The 11,427-nt window shown below is 65.1% G+C and carries 11 protein-coding genes; 4 read left to right on the top strand and 7 right to left on the bottom strand.

What is annotated here, in order from left to right; all coding sequences use genetic code 11:
* Window positions 1-124: 124 nt before the first annotated feature.
* Window positions 125-1,369, bottom strand: coding sequence for a dipeptidase (locus tag C8J42_RS11825; RefSeq protein WP_243644338.1), 1,245 nt, complete (start codon window positions 1,367-1,369; stop codon window positions 125-127).
* Between the two features lie 94 nt (window positions 1,370-1,463).
* On the opposite strand from C8J42_RS11825, the gene C8J42_RS11820 reads away from it, so the two are divergent.
* Window positions 1,464-2,567, top strand: coding sequence for an acyltransferase (locus tag C8J42_RS11820; protein WP_133020202.1), 1,104 nt, complete (start codon window positions 1,464-1,466; stop codon window positions 2,565-2,567).
* On the opposite strand, the gene C8J42_RS11815 is transcribed toward C8J42_RS11820, so the two are convergent.
* The 4 genes from C8J42_RS11815 to sucC all read right to left on the bottom strand — a co-directional run bounded on the left by C8J42_RS11815 (window position 2,553) and on the right by sucC (window position 6,903).
* Window positions 2,553-3,311 (bottom strand): energy transducer TonB, encoded by a 759-nt coding sequence (locus C8J42_RS11815; protein ID WP_133020201.1) that lies wholly within the window; start codon window positions 3,309-3,311, stop codon window positions 2,553-2,555. The two genes, C8J42_RS11820 and C8J42_RS11815, sit on opposite strands and share 15 nt — an antisense overlap.
* A gap of 469 nt (window positions 3,312-3,780) precedes the next feature.
* On the bottom strand, window positions 3,781-4,710 hold the full coding sequence (locus tag C8J42_RS11810; protein ID WP_133020200.1) for an electron transfer flavoprotein subunit alpha/FixB family protein: 930 nt from the start codon (window positions 4,708-4,710) through the stop codon (window positions 3,781-3,783).
* Entirely contained in the window at window positions 4,707-5,453 is a 747-nt protein-coding gene (locus tag C8J42_RS11805) for an electron transfer flavoprotein subunit beta/FixA family protein (RefSeq protein WP_056064107.1), read from the bottom strand. Before C8J42_RS11805 ends, C8J42_RS11810 begins: the two co-directional genes overlap by 4 nt.
* Window positions 5,454-5,700: 247 nt before the next feature.
* Window positions 5,701-6,903: an ADP-forming succinate--CoA ligase subunit beta gene (gene sucC / locus C8J42_RS11800; RefSeq protein ID WP_133020199.1), complete on the bottom strand. Its 1,203-nt coding sequence runs from the start codon at window positions 6,901-6,903 to the stop codon at window positions 5,701-5,703.
* Between the two features lie 340 nt (window positions 6,904-7,243).
* Here sucC and C8J42_RS11795 point away from each other — a divergent pair, with 340 nt between their 5' ends.
* On the top strand, window positions 7,244-7,573 hold the full coding sequence (locus C8J42_RS11795; RefSeq protein WP_056487867.1) for a PilZ domain-containing protein: 330 nt from the start codon (window positions 7,244-7,246) through the stop codon (window positions 7,571-7,573).
* Window positions 7,574-7,755: 182 nt separating this feature from the next.
* Here C8J42_RS11795 and C8J42_RS11790 read toward each other — a convergent pair whose 3' ends face one another.
* A complete protein-coding gene (locus tag C8J42_RS11790) occupies window positions 7,756-8,694 on the bottom strand; it encodes a ribose-phosphate pyrophosphokinase (protein ID WP_056064113.1) in 939 nt (312 codons plus the stop codon).
* A 97-nt stretch (window positions 8,695-8,791) separates the two neighbouring features.
* On the opposite strand from C8J42_RS11790, the gene gltX reads away from it, so the two are divergent.
* The gene (gene gltX / locus C8J42_RS11785; protein WP_133020198.1) at window positions 8,792-10,117 is read left to right on the top strand and encodes a glutamate--tRNA ligase; all 1,326 of its coding nucleotides are present in this window, start codon (window positions 8,792-8,794) and stop codon (window positions 10,115-10,117) included.
* A 257-nt stretch (window positions 10,118-10,374) separates the two neighbouring features.
* On the opposite strand, the gene C8J42_RS11780 is transcribed toward gltX, so the two are convergent.
* Window positions 10,375-10,542, bottom strand: coding sequence for a DUF2158 domain-containing protein (locus C8J42_RS11780; protein WP_165895196.1), 168 nt, complete (start codon window positions 10,540-10,542; stop codon window positions 10,375-10,377).
* Window positions 10,543-10,744: 202 nt separating this feature from the next.
* Here C8J42_RS11780 and C8J42_RS11775 point away from each other — a divergent pair, with 202 nt between their 5' ends.
* The gene (locus C8J42_RS11775; protein ID WP_120300774.1) at window positions 10,745-11,407 is read left to right on the top strand and encodes a TonB family protein; all 663 of its coding nucleotides are present in this window, start codon (window positions 10,745-10,747) and stop codon (window positions 11,405-11,407) included.
* Window positions 11,408-11,427: the final 20 nt, after the last annotated feature.

Below are 11,427 nucleotides of genomic sequence, written 5' to 3'. Positions count from 1 at the left end.
CCAGCGAAAGCTGGGATATCATCGTTTGGCCCACGTTATCTGATACGGAGGGATACCCCAGTTTTCGCTGGGGTGACGGGATCTGGCGGGTTTGGTCGAACTCGAGCAACGTGCACTCGCCCCTCTACCGCGACCCCACGTCAGTCGCGTCGACCGGCGGCATGCCCGCCATTCCCTTCGCGACCGCTTCGACCCGCTCCATGACGCGGAGGACGTTGCCGCCGGACAGCTTCGCCAGATCGCCATCGCTCCACCCGCGCCGCGCCAGTTCGGCGAACAGCAGCGGATAGCCATCGACGCCCTTTAGACCGATCGGCCCGGTCCCCTGGATGCCGTCGAAATCGCCGCCGATCCCGACATGATCATGGCCCGCGACCTTCGCGATATGCTCGACATGATCTGCGACCGTCGCGGCGGTGACCTGCGGTTCCGGATGCGCCGCGTCCCATGCCACCAGCGGCGCAGGCGATTTGGCGCCGTACACCCCCGCCGGCACGCCGATGCTCTTCGCATAGGCCGAACGCGCGAAGTCCCAGGCCCGCCACTCGCCTGACAGGAACGACGGGTAGAAGTTCACCATCACCACGCCGCCGTTCGCGCCGATCGCACGAAGCAGATCGTCGGAGATGTTGCGCGGCGCGTCGGCGATCGCGCGCGCGCTGGAATGCGAGGCGATCACCGGCGCCTTGGTCGCCGCCAGCGCGGCGGCCATCGTCGCGTCGGACACATGCGACACGTCGACGATCATGCCGATCCGGTTCATCTCCGCGACGACCTGCCGCCCGAAATCGCTCAGCCCGTTGGCGCGCGGAGTGTCGGTCGAGCTGTCCGCCCAGTTCAGGCTCTTGCCGTGCGTCAGCGTCATATAGGCGACGCCGAGCGCGCGATATTGGCGCAGCACCGACAGCCGCCCATCGATCTGGTGCCCGCCTTCGACGCCGATCAGCGAGGCGATCCGCCCGGCCTTCTCGATCCGCCGGATGTCCGCAGCGGTCGTGGCCAGTTCGAATGCCGCCGGGTTCGCCGCGACGAAACGGCGGACGATGTCGATTTCCTCCAGCGTCATTTCGACCGCGTGCGGCGCGTCGGCGGGGATGTAGACCGACCAGAACTGGCCGCCGACATGACCTTTGCGCAGGCGGGGAATGTCGGTCTGGAGCGGGTTCGGCAGCCGCGCGGTGTCGACCGAGAGATCGACCGCCTCGACCTTCGCGTCGTGCAGCTCGCGTATCTCCCAGGCGAGATCGTTATGCCCGTCGATCACCGGGCTGCGCTCCAGCACGCGTTCGACGCGTCGCGATAGGGCAGCGTCGGGGCTAGCCTGCGCGGCCAGCAGCAGGAATGCGGCGATCATGTCTTCGTCCCCCATGGCGTCCGCTCCATCCTGAAGGAGGTGTTCGCGCGCGACAAGCCGGGTAAGGCGCTCGCCGGACGTGAGGAGAGGGTCGGAATTGTACACGGGAATGACCGAACCGGCGCGCGAGGCGGATGGCCGGCTCTCCACCGCGATCGCGATCGCGCGGCTGATCGGGATCATGGGAATCGTCTACGTCCATGCCTGGACCGGGCGCACCGCGGAGGAACTGGCGGCGGTGGCGTTCGGCTGGCAGGCGGTGCTGCGAACGGTACTCGGCGAAGTGTTCGGGCGTAGCGCGGTGCCGCTGCTCGGGATGATCTCCGGCTGGCTGGTCGTCTCGACCGCGACGCGCCAGGACTACGGCCCATTTCTGCTCGGCAAGGCGCGGACGATCCTGCTGCCGATGGTTTTGTGGAACGCGATCGCGATCCTGCTGGTGGGGGCGGCGGCGACGTTCGGCGACCTGAAGGCGCCGACGCCGACGAGTATCGGTTGGACGCTCAACGAACTGGTGCCGCTCGTGCAGGCGAACGACGTCAACGTGCAGATGCCGTTCCTGCGCGACCTGTTCGTCTGCATGATGCTCGCGCCGGTTCTGGTACGCGCGTCGACAGCGTGGCTGGCGCTGGTCGCGCTGATCGCGGTGGTGTGGAGCGTATCCGGGGTGCACGTCCCGTTGTTGCTGCGACCGCAGATCCTGCTGTTCTTTACCGCTGGGATCGCCGCGCGGCGCTTTGGCGTGGCGGAGCGTGTTGCGGGGTGGTCGGTCGCCCTGTGTGCGCTGCCGTTCGTGGTAATGATCGCGCCACGGCTGTGGACCGCGTTGCTCGGGAACGCGTTCTTCGACGCACATCTGCATCTGATGGCGGCATTCGATATCATGTTTCGACTGGCGTCGGCCGTGCTGTTCTGGCGGTTCGCTTGGGCGCTGGCGGGAAGCAACGTTGCGGACCGGTTGCGCGGGATCGAGCGCTATGGGTTTCTCGCATTCTGCGATCACTTGGTACTTTTATGGCTGTTCGGGCCTTTGATCGGATTGGCGACTGGCGCGCTGGGGGCGGGGTTGTATCCGGCATATCTGCTGGTCCAGCCGTTGCTGGTGCTCGGCGTGACGATCGTTCTGGGGCGAGGGCTGATGGCGCTCTCGCCGGCAGTCGCGCGGGTGCTCAGCGGCGGCCGGCTGGGGCGATCGGCTTCAGTTACCGCGTGACGGCGGATCGAGCTGGTTCACCCATTCCTGGTTGTGGACGACGGTCGAGCGCACCGGTTGACCGGCGGCGTCGAGCCAGGGGCGGTAGCGGAAACGCAGTTCGATCAGCCGGCAGGTGGTCGCGTCGAGCACCCCGTTTCCGCTGGAGCGCGTGATCATGCAGTGCGTAACGCTGCCGTCGGTCTCGACCGTGTAGCGAACGCCGACGATCCCGCCCGCACCGATCACCGCCTCCGCATTAAGGAAATCCTTGTTCTTGAAGCGGCCTTTGATAAGGCGGGGCGGCGTCTCGTCGCCACCATCGCCGTCGCCATTTCCGGAGCGACCGCTGCCGGTGCCGTTCCCTTCGCCGCCTGCTCCTGTGCCGGGTCCGGGGATGGGAGCCGCGCCGCTGGTGGCGTCGCTACCGGGGCCTGATTTCAGTGTGACGATAATCGGGGGCGGCGGGACGATCGGCGGGATGATCGGTTTTGGGACGACGACTTCGGTCGCCTTCGAGCGGAGGTTGGCGGGGGACGCGGCGCCTTCGGGGCGGTGGCTTTTCGCTGGGCGGGGGATGATCTGGTCAGGCGGCGGTGGAGGGGGTTTCGGGCCGATCCCGAATGTCTTCAGCGCATCTGGGATAGCGGTGGGGATGCTGACGCCGAGCCCGAGGATCAGCGCATAGCCGATGACGGCGCAGAGTATCGCCGCGCTGGCCGCGGATATCAGGCGGTCGCGCGGGTTCGAGTGGACGCCGTACATGCTGGCTAATTGGGGAGGCGTACGGTGGGCGGCAACGGGGTGGCTGGCTGTGAGGGAAGGTCCGAGCTTCCGAGGTTTTCCGGCAGCGACTCGATCGGGCTTACACGACATACCGCCAAGAGGCGTCGCCTGCCAAACTCAAGCACCACCCCGGCGAAGGCCGGGGCCCAGTTGAAAAGGTCGGAGTAACGAAGCGCTACGCTCCATGAGCGACGTCGCCAAACTGGGCCCCGGCCTTCGCCGGGGTAGTGCTCGCTTGGGTGCGATAGACCTCAGTTTGTCGGCGTATCGGTTTGATATCGGCCGACCTGTACGTTCGGCAGACACAAGAACGGGCGGTGCGACCCAGGTCACACCGCCCGTTCGTGGCGCGCGCCGCGGGAGTAAATCCCGCGTCGTCGGTCGGCGCTGGAGCGCCGCCGGCCGGGCTTGCTGTTGCGCGAGGCTTCGCCCGCGCAGCGGCATTCGCCTACAGCTTCGCCGTCAATTCCGGCACGATCTTGAACAGATCGCCGACCAGGCCGATGTCCGCGACCTGGAAGATCGGGGCGTCCTCGTCCTTGTTGATCGCGATGATGACCTTCGAGTCCTTCATCCCAGCGAGATGCTGGATGGCGCCCGAGATGCCGACCGCGACATAGACTTCCGGTGCGACGATCTTGCCGGTCTGGCCGACCTGGTAATCGTTCGGCGCGTAGCCTGCGTCGACCGCGGCGCGCGAGGCACCGACGCCGGCGCCCAGCTTGTCCGCGAGCGGATCGATCATCGCGTGGAACTGGTCGCTCGAGGCGAGCGCACGGCCGCCCGAGACGATAATCTTCGCGCTGGTCAGTTCGGGACGCTCGTTCTTGGCGATCTCCGATCCGGCGAAGGTCGACAGACCCTTGTCGCCAGTCGACGCGACCGCTTCGATCTCGCCCGAACCACCCTCGGTCGCCGCCTTGGCGAATGCCGTGCCGCGGACCGTGATGACCTTCTTCGCGTCGGTCGACTGCACGGTAGCGATCGCGTTACCGGCGTAGATCGGCCGCGTGAACGTGTCTTCGCTCTCGACCGACAGGATGTCGCTGATCTGCATGACGTCGAGCAACGCGGCAACGCGCGGCGCGATGTTCTTGCCATGCGTCGTCGACGGCGCGACGAACGCATCGTGGCTGGCCATCAGCTCGACGATCAACGGCGCGACATTCTCGGCGAGCGCATGCGCGAACGCAGCGTCATCCGCGACGTGCACCTTGCCGACACCGGCAATCTTCGCGGCCTCGCCAGCGACGCCGTCGACGCCTTGGCCGACGACCAGCAGATGGACTTCGCCAAGCTGCGATGCGGCAGTCACCGCCGACAGCGTGGCATCCTTGACGGCCTGACCGTCATGTTCGACCCAGACGAGCGTCTTCACTTGGCGACTCCCATTTCCTTGAGCTTGCCGACCAGCGCGTCGACATCGGCGACCTTGATCCCGGCCGAGCGCTTGGCGGGCTCGACCACCTTCAGCGTGGTCAGGCGCGGCGTCACGTCGACGCCGAAATCGGCCGGCGTCTTCTGCGCCATCGGCTTCGACTTCGCCTTCATGATGTTCGGCAGCGAGGCGTAACGCGGCTCGTTGAGGCGAAGATCGGTGGTGATGATCGCGGGTAGCTTAAGCGTGTCCGTCTCCGCACCGCCATCGACTTCGCGAGTCACGTTGACCGACCCATCGGCGATCTCGACCTTCGACGCGAACGTGCCCTGGCCCCAGTTCAGGAGGCCGGCAAGCATCTGCCCGGTCTGGTTGTTGTCATCGTCGATCGCCTGCTTGCCGAGAATGACGAGGTCGGGCTTTTCCTCCTCGACGATCTTGGCGAGAATTTTGGCCACGCCCAGCGGCTCGACCTTGGTCTCGCTGACGACGAGGATCGCGCGGTCGGCACCCATCGCGAGTGCGGTGCGGAGCGTTTCCTGCGATTTCTGCTCGCCGATCGAGACGACGACGATCTCGGTCACGCCCTTGTCCTTGAGACGGATCGCCTCTTCGACCGCGATCTCGTCGAACGGGTTCATGCTCATCTTGACGTTCGCCAGATCGACGCCCGTTCCGTCCGCCTTCACGCGAGGCTTCACGTTGTAGTCAAGCACGCGCTTGACCGGCACCAGCACCTTCATCGGGGTTCCTTCCAAGGTGAAATCATTCGTTTCGATCACCGTCACAGTATGGCGGCGTTGGCGCGACAGATGGCCGTTTCGAGCCATTTTCGCAAGTCCGGTATGGAAACATCGCTATGCCGTAGCGTCACGGCGAGATGCCGATCGGACCACCTGCCGAACAGTGTGCGACATCAACGAAAAAGGGCCCGGACGTTTCCGTCCGAGCCCCTCTTTTCGCAGAATCAGTATGCGTCGTCGACGGCGATTAGGCCGCGACCTTCTGCACCTCTGCGACGATCTTCTTCGCGGCATCGCCAAGGTCGTTCGCAGGAACGATCGCGAGGCCGGAGTTCGCGAGGATCTCCTTGCCCTTTTCGACATTCGTGCCCTCGAGACGGACGACCAGCGGTACCGAGAGGTTCACTTCCTTCGCCGCGGCGACGATGCCGTCGGCGATGATGTCGCACTTCATGATGCCGCCGAAGATGTTGACCAGGATGCCCTTCACGTTCGGATCCGCGAGGATGATCTTGAACGCCGCCGTCACCTTCTCCTTGTTGGCGCCGCCGCCGACGTCGAGGAAGTTGGCGGGGAACATGCCGTTGAGCTTGATGATGTCCATCGTCGCCATCGCGAGGCCCGCGCCGTTGACCATGCAGCCGATGTCGCCATCCAGCTTGATGTAGGCGAGGTCGTACTTCGACGCTTCGAGCTCGGCGGGATCTTCCTCGGTCTCGTCACGCAGTTCGAGCAGGTCCTTGTGGCGGAACAGCGCGTTGCCGTCGAACGCGACCTTCGCGTCGAGCACCATCAGCTTGCCGTCGTTCGTCACTGCGAGCGGGTTGATCTCGATCTGCTCGGCATCCGTGCCCATGAACGCGTCATACAGCTTCGACGCGGTGTTCGCGGCTTGCTTGGCGAGATCGCCGGTCAGCTTCAGCGCGGCAGCGACGGCGCGACCGTGATGCGGCATGAAGCCGGTCGCCTGGTCGATGTCGATCGACTGGATCTTCTCGGGCGTGTCGTGCGCGACGGCCTCGATGTCCATGCCGCCTTCGGTCGAGACGACCATCATCACCCGGCCGGTGGTGCGGTTGAGCGTCAGCGCGAGGTAGAATTCCTTGTCGATGTCGACGCCGTCGGTGACGTACAGGCGATTGACCTGCTTGCCCGCGTCACCCGTCTGGATGGTGACGAGCGTGTTGCCGAGCATGTCGGTCGCGGCAGCGCGAACCTCGTCCTCGGTCTTGGCGAGGCGGACGCCGCCCTTTGCGTCGGGACCGAGCTCGACGAACTTGCCCTTGCCGCGGCCGCCGGCGTGGATCTGCGCCTTGACGACATAGAGTGGTCCGGGGAGCTTCTTCGAGGCCTGGACGGCCTCCTCGACGGTCAATGCCGCGAAACCGGCAGGCACGGGGACGCCGAACTTGGCCAGCAGTTCCTTGGCCTGGTATTCATGGATGTTCATCGGGAAGGCTCCACGCAATTTTTAGGAAACTCGGGAATTGGTTCGACGTAAAGCACAGGGCGGCCAGCAAATCCACCCTTAAGGCATTTGCAGTTGCGTGTCGTTATCATTAGATCGATTTAACGACCACAAATGCCCTGATCTAAAGCAATTCCTTTGGCGTCGCGCCCCGCCGCCTCTACAGGAGGGCCATGGCGATCCGACTCCGCATCATTGCGTTCCGCAGTTACTCCGCCGGTGCCGATGGTGCATTCGCCCAGCCACGCGCGGCCAAACCTCAAGCGGCCGAATCGTAAGGCGTTTGGAGATTAGTAACCACTTGGGGAGCAGTGTTCCGGACATGACACAGCCCGTCCCCATCCCCCCCGCCGAACCGAAAGGCGAGGAGCTCCGTCAGGCGCTACGCAAGGCCGTCAAGATGCGCGCGCACCTGCGCGACCGGGGCCAGACGCGATTCGAGATCGAGGTGACGGATTTGTCGCTCTCGGGATTTCGTGCGGAAACGAGCTTTACGTTGTGGCCGGGAACTGTGGTGTGGCTGACGTTGCCGGGGCTGGCCGCGCTCGAGGCGGTGGTCGCCTGGCGCGACAAGTTCAAATACGGCTGCGCGTTCGCGAAACCGCTGCATCCGGCGGTGTTCGAGCATATTGTGGCACTGAGCCAGCGATAGGCGCGGCTACGCCCGCGCCGATGCGCGAGCGTAGCGATGCGCAATCGCAGGCTCGGCCGGTGGGTCGCCCAAGCGAACCCATCCGACGGCGGCTTTGCCGACCGTAACTTGCCTTAATGCGTTCTCCCGCGAAGGCTGAAGCCCAGTCTGGGTCCCCGCCTTCGCGGGGAAACAATTTTTCGTCAGTCGAACAAGCTTGACACCGACGTCTCATCTGCAATCCGCTTGATCGCCTCGCCGAGCAACGGCGCGATCTGGAGATGGCGGATCTTGCCGTGGGCGTCCTTGATGACCTCGTGATTCCCGATCGAATCGGTGATCACCAGTTCACGCAGTTCCGAGCCCTCGACTCGGGCGACGGCACCACCCGACAGCACCCCGTGCGTGACATACGCGACGACGTCCTCCGCGCCCGCTTCCTTCAACGCCGCCGCCGCGTTGCACAGCGTCCCGGCCGAATCGACGATATCGTCGACCAGGATGCAGAACCGCCCCTCGACTTCGCCGATGATGTTCATCACCTCCGACTCGCCCGCGCGCTCGCGACGCTTGTCGACGATCGCGAGCGGGGCGTTGTCGAGTCGTTTAGCGAGCACGCGGGCGCGGACGACGCCGCCGACGTCGGGCGACACCACCATCAGGTTCTTGCCCTTGAACCGCGCAAGGATGTCCGCCGACATGACAGGCGCCGCATAGAGATTGTCGGTCGGGATATCGAAGAAGCCCTGGATCTGGCCGGCATGCAGGTCGACCGACAGCACGCGGTTAGCACCCGCGACGGTGATCAGGTTCGCGACCAGCTTGGCGGAGATCGGCGTGCGCGGCCCTGGCTTCCGGTCCTGTCGCGCGTACCCCATGTACGGGATCACCGCGGTGATGCGCCGCGCCGACGCGCGCTTGAGCGCGTCGATCATGATCAGCAATTCCATGAGGTTGTCGTTGGCGGGGTAGCCGGTCGACTGGATCACGAACACGTCCTCGCCGCGGACGTTCTCGTTGATCTCGACGAAGACCTCCTCGTCCGCAAACCGCCGCACGCTGACGTCGGTCAGCGGGATCTCGAGATAGGCGGAGATCTCCTGCGCCAGCGGCAGGTTCGAATTGCCGGTCATCAGTTTCATGAAGCTATTTCCCGCTCGATATTCCGCACCCCTTAGGCGCACGAATCGTGTCGTGGAAGGGTTTGCCCGCCGCCGCGCCGCTCCGTACAGCGACGGGATGACCGTAATCACCCGTTTCGCCCCCTCGCCCACCGGCCGGCTGCATGTCGGCAACATCCGCACCGCGCTCCACAACTGGATGTTCGCGCGCGCGCATGGCGGGAAGTTCGTGCTGCGGATCGACGATACCGATCCAGAACGTAGCGAAGAGCGCTTCGTCGACGCGATCCGTGCCGATCTCGACTGGCTTGGGATGACGCCGGATGCGGAGGAGCGGCAGTCGGCGCGGTTCGCTCTGTACGAGGCGCGGTTCGCGGCACTGGTTGCGAGCGGGCACGTGTATCCGGCGTACGAGACCACGCAGGAGCTCGACCTGAAGCGGAAGATTCAGGCCGGGCGCGGGTTGCCGCCGATCTACGACCGCGCGGCGCTGGCGTTGGACGACGATGCGCGGGCGAAGCTGGAGGCGGACGGCGTGAAGCCGCATTGGCGGTTCAAGCTCGATCACGACTCGGCGATCGCATGGGACGACCTGATCCGCGGCGCGGCGCATTTCGAGGCGAAGACGATGAGCGACCCGGTGATCCGGCGCGCGGACGGGTCGTGGCTGTATATGCTGCCGTCGGCGATCGACGATGCCGAGATGGGCGTGACGCACGTGGTGCGCGGCGAGGATCACGTGTCCAACACCGCACTCCAGTTGCAGATGTTCGCGGCGCTCGGCGTGACTCCGCCGCAGTTTGCGCATGAGGCATTGCTGACCGGCGCGGAGGGCAAGCTGTCCAAGCGGCTCGGGTCGCTCGGCGTCGATCATTTCCGCGAGGTCGGGATCGAGCCGCAGGCGGTACGCGCGCTGCTCGCGCGGATCGGGACGAGCGATCCGGTCGAGCCGATCGCCGACGCCGCGCCATTGATTGCAGGGTTCGACTTCGCGCGGTTCGGGCGGGCGCCGGCGCGGTTCGACGAGGCGGAACTGGCGGCGTTGAACGCACGGATCCTGCATGCGCTGCCGTTCGAGGCGGTGGCCGAGCGGTTGCCGGAGGGCATGGACGTGGCGGCGTGGGAGGCGGTGCGGCCAAACCTCGTGACGCTGGCGGACGCGGCGGATTGGTGGGGGGTGATCGAGGGGCCGGTGGCTGTCGAGGGCGATATCGACGCCGCGTATCTCGATCAGGCGCTGGTGGCGGCGGGTGAGATCGACTGGTCGAGCGATCCCTGGCACGCGCTGACCGCTCGGTTGAAGACGGAGACGGGACGTAAGGGGAAGGCGCTGTTCCTGCCGTTGCGGCTGGCGTTGACAGGGCGCGATCACGGGCCGGACATGGCGGCGTTGCTGCCGCTGATCGGGCGTGAGCGGGGGCTGGAGCGTTTGGCGGCGCGCTGATTTCGCGTTCCTGAAAATCCGGTCCCCGAGAAAGCATGTTCTCCCGCGAAGGCGGGAGTCCAGCCTGGGCTCCCGCCTTCGCGGGAGAACAAGGAAGGGCGGGCCAACCCGCGAGCAGGTGCCAATAAACGTCCTTTGGCAGCATTTGATAGAATGCCGCACGTAATGAAATGTCTACGACAATAAGACCGCCAAAAGACCTTGTGTGGCCCAGTTGTATTTTGTGAATGCCGCGCGCGAGTGGCACTGGCGTTCGATTAAGTATCCTTCTTGATAGCCGCTATGTTATAATTGGCTATATGATGGACGCCTTCGCGGTCTGCCCATACCACTCCACAAGTATTGTCGTTTCCGATCCATTGCACAGTCATGGCCCGGCTACCGGACTTCAGTACGACCACATCTCCGGCCTTGATGTCTTCCATGCCTATTCTCCTTAAAGACTCACCGTGACGGCGGTAGCAGCGCTCGTCCACCCCCGTAATTCGCGTCCAATGATCTTCACGGACCATTTTGTGCCCGACGCACCGCCTCCAGACCCCTTGCCCCGCAAATGTAATGATGTACCATCGCGTCCGGCGGTACCTATCTCGCCGCCATCCTCGAGGAGATACAAAGGAGACGGTAATGTACGCGGATCGACTGAACCGGACGGGCGGATTCAATCCCGGGAGCCTCGGCGTCGCGCTGGCGATCAACTGCGCGGTGATCGGAGCCTTGTTCTTCGCAGCGCCTAACGTGCTGCCGTTCGTGCCCGACAAACCGCTCGTCACCTACGTGCCGTACACCCCGCCACCGCCGCCCGAGCCGGTGCCGCCCGCCGATCCTCTGATCCGCCAGCAACCGCGCCCCGCCCCGCGTCCCGACGCACCAATTACGGTAGTGCAGATACCGCAAACCGGCTTCACGGTCGCCCCCGATCCGCTGCCCTACACGCCGCCGATCGGAGTCGAAGGTACCGGAACGGGCACCGTCGCGGTCGATCCGCCGAAACTGCCGCCGCTGTTCGTCCAGCCCAGGATCGACCCGCGCTATGCCGCCGAATTCCAGCCGAGCTACCCGTCTGAGGAACGTCGCGCCGAACGCGAGGGTCGCGTCGTGGTGCGCGTACTCGTGGGCATCGACGGTCGCGTGAAACAGGTCGAGCGGGTCAGCGCGACCACCGACGCGTTCTACCGCGCGACGCTGGACCGGGCGCTGGCGAAATGGCGGTTCAAGCCGGCCACACGCGACGGCGTTCCGATCGAAGCATGGCGATCGATGGCGCTGACGTTTGTCCTCCAGAACTAAAGCTTGAGGGGCGCGGGGCT

This window comes from Sphingomonas sp. PP-CE-1A-559, assembly GCF_004340965.1.
Lineage (GTDB): Bacteria > Pseudomonadota > Alphaproteobacteria > Sphingomonadales > Sphingomonadaceae > Sphingomonas.
Note: the sequence above shows the minus strand (reverse complement) of the source record. Positions and strands in the feature narration are given on the sequence as shown.

What these genes read in the sequence shown, in the direction of transcription:
- C8J42_RS11805 (WP_056064107.1), bottom strand. Translation starts at nt 5,453, where the DNA reads ATGAAGGTGCTGGTGCCGGTCAAGCGCGTGCTTGACTACAACGTGAAG.
- C8J42_RS11790 (WP_056064113.1), bottom strand. Translation starts at nt 8,694, where the DNA reads ATGAAACTGATGACCGGCAATTCGAACCTGCCGCTGGCGCAGGAGATC.
- gltX (WP_133020198.1), top strand. Translation starts at nt 8,792, where the DNA reads ATGACCGTAATCACCCGTTTCGCCCCCTCGCCCACCGGCCGGCTGCAT.
- C8J42_RS11775 (WP_120300774.1), top strand. Translation starts at nt 10,745, where the DNA reads ATGTACGCGGATCGACTGAACCGGACGGGCGGATTCAATCCCGGGAGC.
- C8J42_RS11820 (WP_133020202.1), top strand. Translation starts at nt 1,464, where the DNA reads ATGACCGAACCGGCGCGCGAGGCGGATGGCCGGCTCTCCACCGCGATC.
- C8J42_RS11780 (WP_165895196.1), bottom strand. Translation starts at nt 10,542, where the DNA reads ATGGAAGACATCAAGGCCGGAGATGTGGTCGTACTGAAGTCCGGTAGC.
- C8J42_RS11795 (WP_056487867.1), top strand. Translation starts at nt 7,244, where the DNA reads ATGACACAGCCCGTCCCCATCCCCCCCGCCGAACCGAAAGGCGAGGAG.
- C8J42_RS11825 (WP_243644338.1), bottom strand. Translation starts at nt 1,369, where the DNA reads ATGGGGGACGAAGACATGATCGCCGCATTCCTGCTGCTGGCCGCGCAG.
- C8J42_RS11815 (WP_133020201.1), bottom strand. Translation starts at nt 3,311, where the DNA reads ATGTACGGCGTCCACTCGAACCCGCGCGACCGCCTGATATCCGCGGCC.
- sucC (WP_133020199.1), bottom strand. Translation starts at nt 6,903, where the DNA reads ATGAACATCCATGAATACCAGGCCAAGGAACTGCTGGCCAAGTTCGGC.